Origin of the sequence: Anabaena azotica FACHB-119 (assembly GCF_014697625.1) — a bacterium.
Lineage (GTDB): Bacteria > Cyanobacteriota > Cyanobacteriia > Cyanobacteriales > Nostocaceae > Trichormus > Trichormus azoticus_A.
In genome coordinates this window covers 1-18564 of record NZ_JACJSG010000040.1, presented here as the reverse complement: position 1 = coordinate 18564, position 18564 = coordinate 1, and the positions used below count along the sequence as shown (strand labels likewise).

At 41.0% G+C, this 18564-nt stretch carries 11 protein-coding genes; 4 read left to right on the top strand and 7 right to left on the bottom strand.

What is annotated here, in order from left to right; all coding sequences use genetic code 11:
• The first annotated feature begins 195 nt into the window (after window positions 1-195).
• The gene (locus H6G83_RS24675; protein ID WP_190476834.1) at window positions 196-4254 is read left to right on the top strand and encodes a DNA-directed RNA polymerase subunit beta''; all 4059 of its coding nucleotides are present in this window, start codon (window positions 196-198) and stop codon (window positions 4252-4254) included.
• Window positions 4255-4471: 217 nt separating this feature from the next.
• On the opposite strand, the gene H6G83_RS24670 is transcribed toward H6G83_RS24675, so the two are convergent.
• From H6G83_RS24670 to H6G83_RS24650, 5 genes are all read right to left on the bottom strand, one after another.
• Window positions 4472-5416, bottom strand: a complete 945-nt coding sequence (locus tag H6G83_RS24670; protein WP_190476832.1) for a hypothetical protein — start codon at window positions 5414-5416, stop codon at window positions 4472-4474.
• A gap of 16 nt (window positions 5417-5432) precedes the next feature.
• Complete coding sequence (locus tag H6G83_RS24665) at window positions 5433-6962, bottom strand: AAA family ATPase (protein WP_190476830.1); 1530 nt, start codon at window positions 6960-6962, stop codon at window positions 5433-5435.
• Window positions 6963-7542: 580 nt separating this feature from the next.
• Window positions 7543-8613, bottom strand: a complete 1071-nt coding sequence (locus tag H6G83_RS24660) for a fatty acid desaturase (RefSeq protein ID WP_190476828.1) — start codon at window positions 8611-8613, stop codon at window positions 7543-7545.
• Window positions 8614-8834: 221 nt separating this feature from the next.
• The gene (locus tag H6G83_RS24655; RefSeq protein ID WP_190476826.1) at window positions 8835-9887 is read right to left on the bottom strand and encodes a fatty acid desaturase; all 1053 of its coding nucleotides are present in this window, start codon (window positions 9885-9887) and stop codon (window positions 8835-8837) included.
• A 213-nt stretch (window positions 9888-10100) separates the two neighbouring features.
• Window positions 10101-10919 carry an acyl-CoA desaturase gene (locus tag H6G83_RS24650; RefSeq protein ID WP_190476824.1) on the bottom strand — a complete coding sequence of 273 codons (819 nt, stop codon included), beginning with the start codon at window positions 10917-10919 and terminating at the stop codon, window positions 10101-10103.
• 110 nt (window positions 10920-11029) lie between these two features.
• Here H6G83_RS24650 and H6G83_RS24645 point away from each other — a divergent pair, with 110 nt between their 5' ends.
• Window positions 11030-12262, top strand: coding sequence for a methionine gamma-lyase family protein (locus H6G83_RS24645; RefSeq protein ID WP_190476822.1), 1233 nt, complete (start codon window positions 11030-11032; stop codon window positions 12260-12262).
• A 283-nt stretch (window positions 12263-12545) separates the two neighbouring features.
• Here the strand turns inward: H6G83_RS24645 and H6G83_RS24640 are convergent, their stop codons facing one another.
• Window positions 12546-14168 (bottom strand): TAXI family TRAP transporter solute-binding subunit, encoded by a 1623-nt coding sequence (locus tag H6G83_RS24640; RefSeq protein ID WP_190476820.1) that lies wholly within the window; start codon window positions 14166-14168, stop codon window positions 12546-12548.
• Window positions 14169-14378: 210 nt separating this feature from the next.
• Here H6G83_RS24640 and H6G83_RS24635 point away from each other — a divergent pair, with 210 nt between their 5' ends.
• Window positions 14379-14756 carry a GxxExxY protein gene (locus H6G83_RS24635; RefSeq protein ID WP_190476818.1) on the top strand — a complete coding sequence of 126 codons (378 nt, stop codon included), beginning with the start codon at window positions 14379-14381 and terminating at the stop codon, window positions 14754-14756.
• 44 nt (window positions 14757-14800) lie between these two features.
• On the opposite strand, the gene H6G83_RS24630 is transcribed toward H6G83_RS24635, so the two are convergent.
• Window positions 14801-15994 (bottom strand): Coenzyme F420 hydrogenase/dehydrogenase, beta subunit C-terminal domain, encoded by a 1194-nt coding sequence (locus H6G83_RS24630; RefSeq protein ID WP_190476816.1) that lies wholly within the window; start codon window positions 15992-15994, stop codon window positions 14801-14803.
• A 262-nt stretch (window positions 15995-16256) separates the two neighbouring features.
• Between H6G83_RS24630 and H6G83_RS24625 the strand changes: the two genes are divergently transcribed.
• Complete coding sequence (locus H6G83_RS24625; RefSeq protein WP_190476814.1) at window positions 16257-17990, top strand: WD40 domain-containing protein; 1734 nt, start codon at window positions 16257-16259, stop codon at window positions 17988-17990.
• The last annotated feature ends 574 nt before the right edge of the window (window positions 17991-18564 follow it).

The window sequence follows — 18564 nt, the reverse complement described above, 5'->3', positions numbered from 1 at the left end:
TTCGCGTAGCGTCTCCGTCAGGAGAGGGAGGAGAAACGAAAAAATCACCGTCTTACTCCCCTCTCCTCGAAGGAGAGGGGTTGGGGGAGAGGTCAAAACAACGCTTGTCGAACTCACGTATAGTTAACAGCTACAACTAAGGACTAATGACTAATGACTAATGACTAATGACTAATGACTAAGGACTAATGACTAATGACTAACGAAAAGATGATTTTTCGCAATCGCGTCGTTGATAAAGGTCAACTGAGAAATTTGATTTCTTGGGCGTTCACTCATTATGGAACGGCGCGTACCGCAGTGATGGCGGATAAGTTGAAGGATTTGGGCTTCCGCTATGCTACTAGAGCTGGGGTTTCTATCAGTGTTGATGACTTGATGGTTCCACCCAGTAAGCGGAGTCTTCTGGAAGCAGCCGAGGAGGAAATTCGCGCGACTGAAGCTCGTTACCAACGGGGTGAAATTACGGAAGTTGAACGTTTCCAAAAGGTAATTGATACTTGGAACGGTACTAGTGAAGCCCTGAAGGATGAGGTTGTTACCCACTTTAGACAAACTAACCCCCTCAATTCTGTATACATGATGGCGTTCTCTGGGGCGCGGGGTAATATCTCTCAGGTGCGTCAGTTGGTGGGGATGCGGGGTCTGATGGCAGATCCGCAAGGGGAAATTATCGACTTACCCATCAAAACTAACTTCCGTGAAGGTCTGACTGTAACAGAATACATTATTTCGTCTTACGGTGCGAGAAAAGGTCTGGTGGATACGGCGTTACGTACAGCCGACTCTGGTTATCTGACCCGCCGTCTTGTAGACGTATCCCAGGATGTAATCATTCGGGAAATTGATTGCGGTACTACTAGAGGGATTCCTATCCGGGCGATGACCGAAGGGAATAAAACCCTGATCAAGTTGTCTACACGCTTGTTGGGTCGGGTAATAGGCGAGGATGTCATTCATCCTACTACAAAAGAAGTGATTGCTCCACGCAATACCCCAATTTCTGATGACTTGGCTAAGGACATTGAGAAGGCTGGGGTGAAGGAAGTTGTGGTGCGATCGCCTCTCACCTGTGAAGCCGCCCGTTCTGTGTGTCAGCACTGCTACGGTTGGAGTTTGGCTCACGCTAAGATGGTAGACTTAGGGGAAGCCGTGGGTATTATCGCTGCTCAAAGTATCGGTGAACCTGGAACCCAGCTGACCATGCGGACATTCCACACCGGGGGTGTGTTCACTGGGGAAGTAGCGCAACAAGTACGTTCCAAAGTTGATGGAACTATCAAGTTACCTAAGAAGTTACGCACCAGACCCTACCGGACTCGTCACGGGGAAGATGCTTTATTCGTAGAAAGCAATGGGATCATGATTCTGGAACCTCGTAAGGAAGGTTCGGAAACCCCAGCACCCCAGGAAATTCAAGTTACCCAAGGTTCCACCATCTATATTACTGATGGACAACAGGTAAAACAAGGTCAATTGCTGGCGGAGGTAGCCCTTGGTGGTCGGACTACCCGGACTAATACAGAAAAAGCCGTGAAAGATGTGGCTTCTGACTTAGCTGGGGAAGTGAAGTTTGCTGAGGTCGTCCCGGAACAAAAGACAGACCGTCAAGGTAACACCACAACCACAGCCGCCAGGGGTGGTTTGATTTGGATTCTCTCTGGTGAGGTGTATAACTTGCCACCAGGGGCGGAATTGGTGGTGAAAAATGGCGATCGCGTCGAAACTAACGGTGTCTTAGCAGAAACTAAGTTAACAACTATACATGGTGGGGTAGTACGTTTACCAGAAGCAACTCCTGGTAAGAGTACTAGAGAAATCGAAATCATCACCGCTTCCGTAGTTTTAGACCAAGCAACCGTCACCGTTCAAAGTTCCCAAGGTCGTAACAGCTACTTGGTAACTACTGGCAATAACCAAGTATTTAACCTGCGGGCAACCCCAGGCACAAAAGTACAAAATGGTCAAGTAGTTGCTGAATTAATTGATGACCGCTATCGCACAACCACAGGTGGTTTCCTCAAATTCTCTGGCGTAGAAGTTCAGAAGAAAGGTAAAGCCAAGCTGGGTTATGAAGTGGTACAGGGCGGTACATTGTTATGGATTCCTGAAGAAACCCACGAAGTTAACAAAGACATCTCCCTGCTGTTGGTTGAAGATGGTCAGTTTGTGGAAGCTGGTACAGAAGTCGTCAAAGACATCTTCTGTCAAAACAGTGGTGTGGTAGAAGTCACCCAGAAAAACGACATTCTCCGGGAAGTCGTGATTAAGCCGGGTGAACTGCTGATGGTAGACGACCCAGAAGCCGTTATCGGTAGAGACAACACCTTGCTACAACCAGGCGAAGAACTGTTAGGGCAAGTTGCTACAGAACTGCGTTACATCCAGTATGTAGAATCACCAGAAGGCCCTGCACTGTTAAGCCGTCCAGTTGTAGAGTTTGCTGTTCCCACAACCCCAGATGTACCATCTACTACATCGGTTAGTCAGCAAACCGGACGTTCAATTCAACTACGGGCAGTACAAAGACTTCCCTACAAGGATACAGAACGGGTGAAGTCTGTAGAAGGCGTAGAACTGCTACGTACTCAATTGGTATTAGAAATTGAGCAGGAAGGGGAACAAGAACATAATGCTTCTCCTCTCGCAGCAGACATTGAGTTAATCCCTGACTCTGAGGATGCAGAAGTTCAACGCTTGCAACTGGTAATTCTGGAATCCTTGGTACTACGTCGTGACATTGCGGCTGATGCTACCCAAGGTAGTACACAGACAAGCCTGGAAGTACAAGATGGGCAAACCATCGTTCCTGGTGCTGTCGTCGCCCGTACCCAAATCTTATCGAAAGAAGGTGGGATTGTGCGGGGCGTACAGAAGGGAACCGAAGCGGTACGCCGTTGTTTAGTGCTACGTCACAGTGACATGGCGACAGTGAATACCACCGCCCAACCCAAAGTTAAAGCGGGTGATTTAATCGTCGAGGGTGCAGAAATTGCTCCTGGTGTTTACGCCGAAGAATCTGGACAAGTTGTTTCAGTCAAAAATGCGACTGAAAGTTCTGCCAATCAAGAAGCCGCACTTAGCACTAAGAACTACGCCGTGACTATCCGTGCTGGTCGTCCCTACCGAGTCAGCCCTGGTGCAGTATTGCAGATAGAAGATGGTGATTTGGTACAACGGGGCGATAACTTGGTGTTGCTGGTGTTTGAACGGGCGAAAACTGGAGACATCATCCAAGGTTTGCCTCGGATCGAAGAACTACTAGAAGCCCGGAAGCCCAAGGAAGCTTGTATTCTCGGCAAACGGGGCGGGGAAGTTAAGGTAGTATATGGTGATGGTGATGAAGCGATCGCTATCAAAGTTATAGAATCCAATGGTGTCGTCACCGATTACCCCCTTGGCCCTGGACAAAACCTAGCTGTATTAGATGGTTCTCATGTATCAGCAGGTCAACCATTGAGTGACGGGCCTTCCAACCCCCACGAAATTCTGGAAGTCTTCTTCAGCTTGGGTTCGGAAGATGGCGTTTATGCTTGCGCCAGCCACGCTTTACAGAAGGTGCAAACCTTCCTCGTGAATGAAGTGCAGATGGTGTACCAATCGCAAGGTATTGACATCGCCGACAAACACATCGAAGTGATTGTGCGCCAGATGACCAACAAAGTACGGATAGATGATGGTGGTGATACTACCATGCTTCCCGGTGAGTTGGTAGAACTGCGCCAAGTCGAGCAGGTGAATGAAGCTATGGCGATTACTGGCGGTGCAAGAGCGCAATACACACCAGTATTATTAGGGATTACCAAAGCATCCTTGAATACCGACAGCTTCATTTCTGCCGCATCCTTCCAAGAAACTACCAGGGTTCTCACCGAAGCAGCGATTGAAGGTAAATCTGACTGGTTGCGTGGTTTGAAAGAAAACGTGATTATCGGACGATTGATTCCTGCGGGAACTGGTTACAACACCTATGATGAACCAGGAATGATTGAAGATTATTCCACCCTGGAAACTACCAGTGTGTTGGATGAAACCGATGATCCACTGGATATGGTGTTGGATGACCGCACAGCTCGCGCCTACAATTTAGATGCTCCCACTCTTGGGGATGGTGCATTTAATAGTCGTCGTTCAATTCTCGATGATGAGTTGATTGCTGATGATATGCAGGATCTACAGGATCTAGTAGAGGATGAAGCCGATGATGATTATGAAGATGCTGACGATGACGAAGAAGATGATGATGATTTTTAATAAGTTCTAACGTCAACATCTAAATTGAAAAGGCAAAAGAAGTAATTCTTTTGCCTTTTTCGTTGAGGAAAAATACATTCCATTAACCTATAGCGGTCTTCAAGTCAGCGAGGTACAGAAAGAATAATTAAACGCAGATGAACGCAGATGAACGCAGATGAATGCAGATGAATTTGTATTTTATTCGATTGCAATCCGCTATATTAGCTGTTAATTTCTAATAAATCAAACTATGTAATGTGTTAAAGAAAAAAGGAATATGATTATTTATATTGCCATCTTGCTCAGAGTAAAATTTACCTATTTCTAACATCAACATTTCTCTATATCTATGTTTTGGAAGCTGGAAATCACTTGGAGGATGTATTTTATTCCAATATTTTTTTGCTTTAATAATTGTCAATAAAGCTAGGATTAATTGTTTTTTCTCAACATCATTTTGGCTTTGATTATACTTAGATTTCCAGAGACTTGGAAAGTTAATTATATCATCGCAATTTACACCTAAACAGTAGATTATACGCTTAAATCCTGTTTGCCAGTTGCTTTTTAAATCAGCATCTTGGCAAAGTTCATCAACCATATCTAAATATATTTTTTCTATTTCGATTGCATTACCGTTATAGTTTGGTGTAGTTGCATAATCCTGATACACTGATTGGGTATCAGGATTAAGAAAATATGCCTCTTTATGAATTAAGCCTGTGACCCATATACGATGAACTTTTGAATTGCTTTCATTTATTTTACCTTGCTCATAAAGATGGTAGAAAATGCTTTCAGTGTTATCGAAACGGTAATTATTAATATCTGCTTTTTGAATATCCAAATCAACAAGAGCGAAAAGTTTATTTGGTTCTAAATAAGATTGCTCAGGGCTTTCATTATGTAATTCTGTAAGTTGAAAAAATGTATTCAAAACATCTTGACGACTACCACAATTAATGAATTGTGGTCTATATTCTTTCCACCATTTAGGAATGCAAGCATTGTAAAAATTTGCATCAGGCATTTGTTCCATACGGTGATATGTTTGAGGTGATAATGTACCCTCTATTTTCGGAATAGCACCTTCACAAAGTACAACAATTTTATTTTTTATTCTTCTCGATTTAAGAATATGTTCACAATGCTGCTTTAGCTCTATTTCATTAAGGCTCATTCTGAATATTACTTATTTATTTCGGATTTTTTCTCAGTTTTGGTTCTAGTTCTTTAACATGAGCAGGCGTAACTGCTTGGCAGAGTTCGTAAGAGTGAGTAGCAAGGATATACTGATTAGTAGGCGACCATTCTTCAATATCTCTAACTATCTGATATTGCCAGTCTGGATGAAATGCAATTTCAATTTCGTCCATTAAAACGATTGAATTTTCTATTTGATGATGTTTAATCCACATATAAAGGCATAATCTTTTTAGCTCACCATGACTTAAGTCTTCGGGATATAGTTCTGTATCATCTGTATCTATTTTGAATGTAACTCCAGATAAATCCTTGTTGATATTGATTTTTTTATTGTTTAGAACATGATTCAAATCTTCTAATAACTTTTTGTAATTTTCTCCATATTCTCCTGTTTCTATAGCTTTTAGAAAATCCAGGTCACGAGCTTTTTTAAAAGAATCGATGAGAATATCTACAGCCATGAAATCATATGTAAAAAAACCTGGAAGTTTAGGTTTTTCTTTCCTAAGCTGTGCATAATAGTCATTATCATTCAACTCTTCTTTGTTTTGAGTTTTAAATAATGATTTTCTAGAATCTGGAGGCAGAAATAGAAAAACTTGAGATACGTGTGCTGCTAGGAATGTTTTTTCTGATATTTTTTCTAAAAATAATGTTGCTTCATTTATATCTATGTTCTTAATTTGGCAAATTAATATTTCTCTCTCTTCTAGCTCTTGAATAGCAGGCAAAATTTCACATATATATATCATATTATTTCTTTTTAAAATATTTGAAAAATTTTCCTTATAAAGTTCAATTTCTTTAATTTTTTCATTTGTACTTTCCAGACTTGAGTCAATAATATCTAATATTTCTGTAGTTAAATTTGTTAGTTTACGAATATCCTCATTTGATATATTAACCCAATCTTTCATAGTTCTTATATAAGATGAAAAAATTATCAACTTATCTCCATAACTAGCAACATTCAAGGAAATATATTCTTCTTCTAATTGATTGTTTATACTTCGCAAAATATTGTTCTTTTCTTTATAGTTATCACTTCTATTTAGAGTTCTTAACTGAGAATCTATCTTTCCTATTCTGTTCTCCTCTCTTTTTAAAGAAAAAATTTGTGTATTCAGTTCTTCTAAACGCCTAGATGCAGACACATAAGTTACATAATTTTCTTTATCGAAATTACCATCATTAAATAAATCTTGAAAAAAAGATTCTTTACAAACCAAGAAACTGAGTTGTATTGTTTTATTGTTTTCCCATATATCAATAGTGGCTAATATTCTTCTGTTTGATTTTTGATAAGTTTTGAAACCATTAAGCAAGTTTTTCAAAAAAACTATTCTGTCTGGATGGATAGAACAATGTAGTAATACGAAAATCAGTTGTAAAAGTGTACTTTTTCCACCACCGTTCAGACTTCCTAGCGGAAAAATACTAGGTTTCAATTCTCTTTCAAAACAAATCTCTACGTTTTTTAAAGCACGAAAATCAGGGACACAAACTTTTTCTAAGTACATAAAATACCTTAAATGTAGAGTAAGGTTAACAATTTAAACAACTTGCAAAAATTTATAATACCTTTCTAGTTTTTAATTTATTATGGCTCATGATGAAATTTATTGTCTATTAAATAATTTAGTTATCTTTATCACTTGAAGTTTTGATGAGCCTGACTTCCTGTGCTGGATAATAGCTGACGGTGTTGGTAAAAAGCCCTTATAAAGTCTTTAATCGAACATGAGATGAAATTAGAGAAAATTAATTAAACGCAGATGAACGCCGATGAGTCACGATGTTTAATCTAACTTATCGGCGTTCATCCTCTTCTGTTGGCGGTTAACGCTATAGCAGTTGTTGTATAGATTAGGGTAGCGATTAATTATCTGATATTTTGCCTCATTTCAATAGACCTCTTGCAAGAATAATTAAACAGGCAAAATATATAACTTTAAGACTTATTATTTTGCGTTCTTATTTGCGTCTTAGCGCCTTTGCGTGAGCCTTAAAATAATATTGTCAGCAACGCCAAATTATTTATGCAAGAGGTCTAATAAGCAGGTGGTGGTGGGCAATGCCCACCCTACTGTAGCCTGTCCCCTACTGTACCTTATTGTAGGAAGTGTAATATACTTTCCCGCCTGTATCTGGGACGAAATGGCAAGCTAAAGAAGAACGCCATAAGGCTTTCCAAATTGGTTCTTCAGACTTGCGGTAATACTCACCCATTACTGGTTTAATCGCCTCAGTCGCCTTGAGCAAGTTGTAGTGAGGGATATTCAGGAAAATGTGGTGCGCTACGTGAGTACCGATATCGTGATGGATATGATTTACTAAACCGTAATTGCGATCGATGCTGGAAATTGCACCTTTAAGAAAAGTCCAATCTTCGCCACGATACCAAGGTACATTAGGTTCAGTATGGTGGAGAAATGTTACTAAATCGAGCCAAATTACAAACACTATGTAGGGTGCGGCGTAATATTTCAACAACCACATCCAACCCCATTGATAGGTGAGGAATGCTAACAAACCAACCATGCAAGTCCAGAGAACTGTGCTGGTGATGACATCCCATTTTTCGCTAGGCTTGAAGAGGGAACTGCTAGGTGAAAAATGAGAGCCTTCTTTATTGGGAGAACGCTTGAATAAATATACTGGATATGCCAACAAAAAGGCGTAGTAGCGCCCTATCTTTTGTACCAAAGGCATTTCCTTATATTGGGATTCTGTCACAGGATACCAGCTTTCGTCGTTATCGATATTGCCAGTGTTTTTGTGATGTGTCCTATGACTGATGCGCCAACCGTGATAGGGAACTAATATTGGTGTGTGTGATAGATGCCCAACTAAATCATTCAACCATTTGTGTTTAGAAAATGATTGATGTCCGCAGTCATGTCCAACTACAAACAATGCCCAAAACATAGTTCCTTGCATCAGCCAGAAAATCGGCCAGAAATACCAGGAATCTAGGTAATGGGCAACTGCATACAATGAACCGATGATTAGTACATCACGAAAAAAGTAATATAGTGATTTGCTGACATTGGGTTGAAAACATTCAGCAGGAATAGCGGCTTTTAAATCCTGAAGAGTAAATGGCAGTGTACTATTCTCTGACTGTTCCAAGTTCGGAGAATTATCGGAAGATATGTTTGTTAATTGCACTTGATTCTGTTTTGGAAGATAAATCGGAGTTTTTTGCAGTAGAAAGAATTCACTTCGGCGATATCTGCGAAGTTATTTATTCGGATATCCAGGTATATAATTTCTGGCAATTCATATAATCATAATTAATCAATAATGAATTACCAGAACCTGTTGAATTTACGGAAGATTTAATTTCTCTTAGCAATTTAGTAGCTAGTTAATAGTACTAGCCAAGAGACTTATCGTCCTGCGTAATATTCATTAAAAGTTTTATAGCCAACATCAGTTTTGTAAAGCTGGCATTGGTCTGTAATTTGCTTCATTAAAGACCATGAAAACTTAAATTCATCATGCAGGTAATCTCCCCAATTTTCTTTAATGCTGCTATAAGCTAACCGCAAATTATAGGAAGGAATAGCAGTGGAAAGGTGATGAGGAACATGAACGTTAATATCGTGGCAAAGCACTTCTACCCATTTGGGGTAGTCGCAATGAATAGTGCCATATAACTGTGCCATTGCTTCATGCCATTTGTTCTTTGCTTCAAAGGGAACATCGGCGAATGTATGGTGAACAATGGTGAAGGTACTCATCCAGAAATGATACACCAGCCAAGGCACGAACCAAAACTTGACAAATCCCCAAATTCCTGTTGTAGCGATGAGAGTGGGGAAAACGACTGCGGCAAATAATACAACTACAGCCACAGAAAGCTTGACATCAGCTCGGTCTTTAGCTTTGAAATTATTTGCATCAAAGTGTACTACAGCCCAATGTCCAATGGAACCTACCCACCAGAGGCGCTGACGCATAAACAACTTAAAGGCAGACTGGCGAGTTTTACCCCAACTAGAAAACACTTCTGGTCTAATGGGATGCCAAGCATTATCTTCATCTAATTTGTTTGTATGTTTGTGATGATGATTATGCTTAATTCGCCAACTGTGAAAGGGATAAATTAAGGGCATCATATATAAATGCCCTACTAAATCATTTACCCAACGACGTTTGGCAAATGAACGGTGTCCGCAGTCATGACCAATGACGAAAAAACCTGTTAAAGCAGTACCTGTAAAAATCCAGGCTATGGGTAAGAGAAACCAAGGGCTAACTGCTATAGTCCAATAACCTAAACCTGCCATGACCACACTCAGCAAGGCTTGTGTCCAGGCTTTTCTCTGGTTCTTTTGGAAACATTCCTTGGGCAAAGTTTTGATAATATCTTTCAGCCTTAGTTCGGGATTATTAAGGCGATTATTTATTTCTTGATTTCTAATTATCGATGTAGTCATGAAAACCTAAAGAACGACAAACTCCTCTATCAAGCTACCGCAAAGGTAACTCGCCACAAGTTCCGTATCATAGCAATTCCAGCTACCCAAGCGCACCCGTGTGTAGCTTTTTAAGGCTATTTGAGAAATGACGAGTGGATATTTGGTTGCAAAAAAATTACTAAGTCATTAGTCATTTTTCGGACAAATAACTAATGACACATAATATACTAATTACTGCTTTTTGTCTGCAAGTTTTATGTTAGTTGCTAGACCAAATGTTTGCAGTAATTGAATGGTCATCCAAGTCATATCAATTTCCCACCATTGCAACCCATGACGGGCTGAATATTGAAAGGCATGATGGTTGTTGTGCCAGCCTTCGCCAAACACAAGTACAGCTACCCACCAGCAGTTTGTTGATTTGTCTCCAGATTCGTAGGTGCGATAGCCGAATTTATGGGTAGCACTGTTGACTAACCAGGTGCAGTGGTAAACCCAGACGATGCGAGCGAAAATTCCCCAGACGACAAAAGACCAGCCGCCCAAATATAACAGCAATAAACCCAGTGCAATCTGAATGAAAATGAAATATTTCTGCAAAAACTGATAAACTGGGTCTTCGGCGATATCTTTGGTAAAACGAGGAATATCAGCGTGGGCGGGAGAGTGATAAATCAGCCAGCCAATATGACTCCACCAGAAACCTTTGTTGGAATCATGGGGATCGGGGTCAGTATCGGAATGTAAATGATGAATGCGATGTGTACCAACCCACTCGATTGGTCCTCCTTGACAGGCAAGAGTTCCACAGAACACTAAGATATATTCCAACCACTTGGGGGTCTGGAAACTGCGGTGGGTAACAAGGCGATGAAAGCCTAATGTAATACCCAAGCCACCGGTGATCCAGTAAAGCAGTAAAGCCACACCAACAGCTGCCCAGCTGAAGTTGCCAGGAACAAAGGCGAATAAAGCGCCTATGTGTAGCCCAAGGAAAAATAGGGTATTCACCCAGTTGATTTGAGGTTTAGTTGAAGTAGCAATTGTCATGCAGTAATCCGAAATTAAATTGTCAGCCTAGTTTGTCCGATCGCCTACGGTGAGGCAGAGCATCGTCGCTCCCATTCGCATTTATATAATTTTTTGTTAACGAGGAAGTAATGAACAGCTTGGAACATCTGCGGCAAGCTCAACAGGCTCTGATAGAGATTTTTTCTGGAATTGACGCTCAGGTCAAGCAAAATCTTCAAAGAGTGCTGTCAGCTTTCCGCCATCAGCGCGTAGGGGCGCACCACTTTGCCGGTGTAAGTGGTTACGGTCACGATGATTTAGGTCGAGAAACTTTGGACAAAGTTTTTGCCGAAGTAATGGGGGCTGAAGCTGCGGCGGTGCGAGTGCAGTTTGTTTCAGGAACTCATGCGATCGCTTGCGCCTTATTTGGTGTCCTTCGTCCTGGTGATGAAATGTTAGCAGTGGCTGGTTCCCCCTACGATACGCTCGAAGAAGTTATTGGTTTGCGTGGTCAAGGTCAAGGCTCCCTTATAGAGTTTGGCATAAAATACCGCCAATTAGAGCTAACTTCCGAAGGATATATAAATTGGTCAGATTTAAGCTCTAGCATTACTGATAGCACTCGTTTAGTGCTAATTCAACGCTCTCGCGGCTATTCTTGGCGACCTAGCCTATCAATTGCCGATATTGAAAAAATTGTCACTTTAGTCAAACAGCAAAATCCTCACACTGTTTGCTTTGTTGATAACTGCTACGGCGAATTTATTGAAACCAGAGAACCCACCCATGTGGGTGCGGATTTAATGGCGGGTTCCTTAATTAAAAATCCTGGTGGGACTATTGTAACAGCTGGCGGTTATGTCGCCGGACGCGCTGATTTAGTAGAGGCTGCTGCTTGCCGTCTCACTGCTCCTGGTATTGGTAGTTATGGTGGGGCGACCTTTGACCAAAATCGCCTGTTATATCAGGGTTTATTTTTGTCGCCGCAGATGGTAGGGGAGGCGATGAAGGGGACTCACCTCACTGGTTATGTATTTGACAAACTAGGCTATCCGGTAAATCCAGAACCTTTTGCGCCCCGTGGAGATGTGATTCAAGCGATTAAACTGGGTTCGGCGCAGAAATTGATTGCCTTCTGTAAAGCCATACAACAAAATTCTCCGGTGGGTTCCTACCTAGACCCCGTTCCTGATGCGATGCCGGGGTATGAGAGTCAGGTAGTGATGGCTGGGGGGACGTTTATTGAGGGGAGTACGTTGGAATTTTCGGCGGATGGGCCTTTGCGTGAACCTTATGTGGTGTATTGCCAAGGGGGAACTCATTGGACTCATGTGGCGATCGCATTAGAAGCGGCGATCGCAGCTGTGGGGAGCGGGGACTAGGGACTGGGTAAGAGTAACAACCTTACTCAGCACTTAGCACTTTGCTAGTTATATAGGATTCATACTTGATTTTTGAATGATACGTAGGCCGATGCACTGCTCAGCAAGACCATAATATGGTGGGCAGTGCATCGGCCTACGGGTACTATATCGAGTTCGGCTAATTACTTATAATATCGTCGGCTTTAGTGGTAATAGGTAATTTTTTCCATTACCAATTATCAATTACCAATTACCAATTACCAACCCCATAGATATGATAAGTATTCAAACCAATTTAATATTAATTTCGCTCAATTGCATCTCTTGTGGTTTTATAAGCTTCAATAAAGGTACGGAATGATTCTTCGGATATCTCGTCTGCGATTAATTTTTGGGCAACTTCTCTAAGAGTTGCATCGATTTTTTGTTGCAGTAAATCTTTGTCTTCCATATCATAATTGAGCAATTCGACAACTTCCTTGATAGATTTAGCTGCCAGTTCTCTATTTTTTTGTTCTATTTTCTCTTGCTCAAATTTAGCTTCACGCTCTAAAGTTTCTCTGGTAGTTTTATAAGCTTCATTAAAAGTTCTAAAAGACTCTTGAGAAATTCTCTCGTGAATTAAAGCTTTAGCGGCTGCGTTGAAAGCTTCATCAAGTAGCTGTTGCCTAAAATCTACATCACCTAAACTTTTATTCATCAATTTAATTGTTGATTCAATATATTCATCAGCTTCATTCTTTTTGCGGCTTTCTATCCAGATTTTGATTTGCCGCAGCCAAGAAAATATAAGTAAAGCCAATGTCAACAGCAAAGCTAGATAGTCAGCGTTCTCTTGAATAAAAGAAGGTTCGTTTTGCTGGTAGAAAGCGATCGCGCCTGGATGAAGAGGAGGAAAACCCGGACTAATGGTGGTGTTGGGCTGACTAATGGTAGATACTAAAGGTTTTACTTCTGGATTATTGGGGGAAATAGCGTTAGCTATTTCTCGACGATTTTCAAATATAATTTGCGTAATTTCTCGAATAACATCTATATCTACTTTGTCACTAGCTAATAATAGTCTTGATACTGCCACCGTAGATATATTGGTTTCTGGTATTGGTAGATTACCTCTATATGAGCCTTTAGGAATTGTGGCACTTTCTAGGGCTGGATACAGAATTTTCATCGCTTCTGCTTGTTCAATTGCTACCAATCTGCCACTAGACTTTTGTACAAGTTTCGATATACTTTTATTGCCTAAAGCGCGGACACGAAATAGAGCATCTGCTTTATTGTTTAAAAAATCTTTATCTGCTGACTCATCTGTGTAAGCTGCATTAGGTTTACCATTACTGTCCAAACCTGTAATTTTTAAATCCTTCGCATTCAAACCAAAATGTCTAGCTACTTGTTCAAAAGACTCATATTGTCCGCCTTTAGCTGGTAGAGCAATTGTTTTGCCTTTGAGTTGAACAAATGTCTGAATTTTGGGATCTCTAACAACTAACTGAAATAAGTCTTTATATAATACGACTACACTGCGTTCTGCTACTTGTAAGCGCGGTTCAGATAATTGAGGATTACGGTTTCTGATTGTATTTATTTCCTCTGTAATCACATCAGCTTGAGCTGTTGCTAAATCAGCTTCGCCTTTTTGTAATTTTTCTAGATTTTCTGTTGTCCCACCAGTGGCTATTACTTCAATTTGAATGTTGGATTTGCGTTCAACTACTTCTTCAATCGCTTTACTAATGATGTAGCTTTCCCCTTGTTTGTCACCTGCTACAAGGATGAGTTTAGTTCCGGTAAATCGATTTAATAAGTTAGCTGTAACAAATACTAATAGAGTGGTACTCGCCAGTGCTAAGGAGAGAATACCAAACTTGGATACGGAATCAACATCGCCAAAGAAGCGTGAAGGAAGTTTGAACGCTGCCATATTTGCAAATTAGGTTGCTTTATTAAGGCGTTTTACGGTCAACACTCCATATTTATTAAAAATTTACTAATTTAAGTTTAAGTATAAGTTATTAATGAGTTAATTTTTAATTTTCGGGTAATGTGTTGAAATATACATAAGGCAGGCTTGCCTACGATGATCTAGGAAAAGCTCACGCAAAGGCGCTAAGGCGCGAAGAAGGAAGATAAGATGACGGAGAATGAGATCGCTAAGGAAATTGTTGATGCGGCATACAAGATTCACACAACTTTAGGGCCTGGTTTGTTTGAATCTGTGTATGAAGCGGTACTGGCTTATGAGTTGGAAAGGCGAGGGTTACAGGTGGCGAGGCAGCAAGCTATTCCAGTAGTCTATGAAGCTGTACATTTAGAAGAAGGGTTTCGAGCAGATTTGATTGTTGAAAATAAGGTGATTGTTGAACTTAAGTCAGTCGAAACCGTACACCCCGTACACAAAAAGCAACTGCTAACATACCTTCGCCTTGCTAATAAACGCCTTGGCTTACTCATAAACTTTGGCTCCCTCTTAATCAAAGATGGAATTTCCAGAGTCGCCAATAACTTGTAAACCTTAAAAAATTCTTTTGCGTCTTCGCGCCTTTGCGTGAGGCATTACTCTGGTAATTTATACTGCCCAACGATGCGTTTAGCAAATTCCGGTACATGAGCCTCTAACTTCTCGCCATGATTCCGCTTTACATATAAATAATTGCGCGTAAAGTGGGAATCAATGGAAAACCGTGCATACTCCAAGCCTTTAGGGCCGATTTTGTCAATCACCACACCCATAAGTTTCGCTACCCACATGGGCAGAGTCACACCTTTATCATAGGCGGGTATTCCCTGTTGTACTGCTTCTTGGCGATTTCCTTGGGACATTACAGGCTGGGTATCTAACTGGTCTTTCACCAAGTCTAGCATCTCTTTTCCTGTATCATTTCTGACAACAATCCACTGCCAGCCGAAGGGTGCGCCCATGTAACCCACTACTAAATCGGCTAGGGAGTTGACATAATCAAAGCAACTCATGCAGGAAGGGGCGAAAACATCTTTAAGTTGGTTAGTTTTTAAGCCAAAGAAGGGGACTTTCTCAATTGAGCCATCCTCATGCTTGAAGTGAATGCGGAAGTCCTGCATGAACTCATAGTGTACGACTGTATCAGGCGATCGGCTGGTGGTTTCTAGGAATTTTTGCAGTCCAGCACGACTGACGTTATCTACACAAGGTGTACCCAAAACGTACAATTTTTCTAAGCCTAGTTTCTTCTCGACAGCGCGTAACGCCTGAATTTGACAACCGACTCCAATTACTAACAGTCGCTTCATCCCGGATTTTTCCACTTGTTCGAGTATGGAAAGGTTCGGGGAAAGTGTTGGTTTATTTACACGCGCTGCTAGTATTTCTTCGGGAGTACGCGCAATTACAGGCAGGGGTTGGAAGCGGTCTTCTTTGCTGTTCTGGACGCAGACCACGCCCTCAACTAAGCCACGATTGAGCATTTCTATGGCAATGGTGCTGACTATACCAGTCCATTGTGCGCCTGCGATGGGTTGCTGTTTCTTGGCTGCCATCATGTCTTGATGGACACCAAAGTAAAGCTCATCGGGGTTATCGAGGTCGCGCGATCGCCTGTGGGTTTGTTCTTCCAGTGTGTCTATTTGCTGGGTGATAAAAGCGCAAGCTTCCTTGACATAGTGAATGTAGTATGTATCGCACAGTCCACATTCGCTGCATAGTTCTTTGGCTGGGCGACGGCTACCGGGTTTTAAGGCTTTAGCTTTTTGGTGAGGAGTAAGCGAGGTCATATTAAGCGTAATTTGTTATCTCAAAACTTAAGATAGCTGAAGCCTGCACCTAATACAAAATTGAGAGATAAAAATCTAGATTTTATTGGTTTTGGCTGGGCATTATCTATGTATAGCAGGGGACAGGTGACAGGGGACAGGTGACAGGGCTGAAAGCCTTTGAAATTAAAGGTTTTCAATTTGTATGATGTCCTAACCTATGCTTCGACTGCTATAACAAGAATAAAATTTAAGTATTTTAAAATATCAGTGTTAATTATCAATGGCTGGAAATTATCAAACAGGCGCAGTATTCATTGCTGGGGGAAGTCTAGCCGGTGCAGGTGTTGCGGCTACAGTGGGCGGAATGGGATTAGCGGGAGGATTCGGTGCAGTTGGTGTAGGAACAACTCCTGTAGTTGCGGCTGGTGCTGTAGCTGGTGTGGCTGCTTATGGTCTGTGGAAAGCAGTCACAGAGGTAGATGCTGTAGCTGTTAGTGCAATGGGAATTGGTGCTGTTGGCGGTGCTGCTTGTTCTGGCGTATTCGGTGGTATGGGGTTGGTAGCACCAAAAATTGGGCTGGCGTTTGGGATTGGTACTATACCAATGGCGGGTATTGGTGCAGTGGTGGGGCTTGCATCTTATGGTATCGCTAAACTTTTAGACGAATCTGAAGTTAAAGAAACTCCTGCTCAAGTTTTTGAGCGTATGGAAGAAAAAGTCTTGCAGATGGATTACTATAGTGCCACAGTCAGAGAGTTAGAGCTATTTTTGTCGGGGGAGGATCTCAACCGCAAGTTTGCAGCATTAGAAGTTGAGGATGAGTTAGAAGCGCTTAAGGCTCAAGTTAGTAATAATTCATCTACCAAAACTGAACCAGAAGTAATTTCTCTAAAAACGCAGTCTTCAGGAAGATGGAAATGTATACAAACACTCAAAGGTCATTTAGCCGGAGTGAATGCGATCGCTATTACCCCTGATGGTGAAACTTTAGTCAGTGGTAGTAATGATAGACAAGTTCATCTTTGGCATTTAAAAACAGGAAAATGGCTTTACACTTTTACTGGACAAGCTGAGGCAGTTTTATCGGTTGCTATCAGTCCTGATGGGCAGCAGGTTGTTAGTGGCAGTGTAGATCGAAAAATTAGTTGTTGGCAACTAAATACAAGAAAATTTTTACGGACATTCTTTTACTCAAACTCTCCTTATAGCCATGATGGGTTTGTTAACTCGGTTGCTTTTAGCCCTGATGGAAAATATATTGCTAGTGGAAGCACTGATGGTAGCATCAGAATTTGGGGACGCTATAGTGGGAATTTAAAACAAACTTTAAATGGACACAAAAACTCGGTTTTATCGGTTGCTTTCAGTCCTGACGGTAAAACGCTTGTAAGTTGTGGTGCTGATAAAGTTATCAGAATTTGGGATTTGAATACTTGGAAACAGCGCTACATGATGACTGAACATTTAGGAGTCGTGACTACAGTTGTTATCAGTCAGGATAACCAAACTTTGATTAGTGGTAGTACAGACAATACAATCAAGTTGTGGAATCTTGATACAGGAAAATTGCTTTCTATATTAACAGAACACTCAGCAGCTATATCATGTCTTGCTATCAGCAATGACGAAAGAATCTTAGCTAGTAGTAGCCGAGATGGCATTATTAAACTGTGGGATTTACATAATAAACAAATAATACAGACTCTTGATGGCTTGAGTCCCGTTGCTTTTAGCCCTGATAGTAAAACGTTAGTTAGTGGAGGTAAAAACGGTACTATAAATATTTGGATGCAAACGCAAAATAACGCTAACTTCTCTGGAGAATGGTGGGAAGTTTTGGGCGTAGATCAAAGCGCAAATTCTCAGGAAGTAAGGTTTGCCTACCTGGAATTAGCCAGAAAATATCATCCTGATATTAAAAATTGTGCAACTTCAGAATCTGTCATGCAAGCAATTAATCAGGCTTACGCCGCTTACAATGAGCAAATAAATGCAAGAATATTTGATGTGTAAATTCTGATTTCTATTTTTTATTACGATTTATTCCAAATTCATGAGAGGTTCTTTATACAGTATAGATAAAATTAATTTAGACTTTGTTAGAGGATGTTTGGAAAGTCGAAATATAGCAGAGGACAGGTGACAGGGCTGAAAGCCTTTGAAATTGAAGGTTTTAAAATTGTATGATGTCCTAATACCAATTCAAAAAATATTTGCAACACATCGATTATCTGTAGGGGCGCACAGCTGTGCGCCCCTACCCTCATCTGCGTTTATCTGCGTCCATCTGCGTTCAATTTTCCCCAAACCTATTGCCACATTTTAGTCTAGACACGCCACTACTGGACTGGCAAGCTTAAAATGTTGCATTAATTAACCACAGAGGCACAGAGACACAGAGGTTAGAGAGGAAACTTATTGCACTATTTTAGCCTTGCCACGCTACTACCTTAATATTTACTGTTGGCTTTTATCCCTCTTCTGTCACTTTCCGAGTATTCTGAATAAAAGGATGAAAAGAAAAAACTCTGGAAGGTAAGCAGGGCAATGGATGTAGAATTACAAATCCTCAAACATTTGGCAAGAG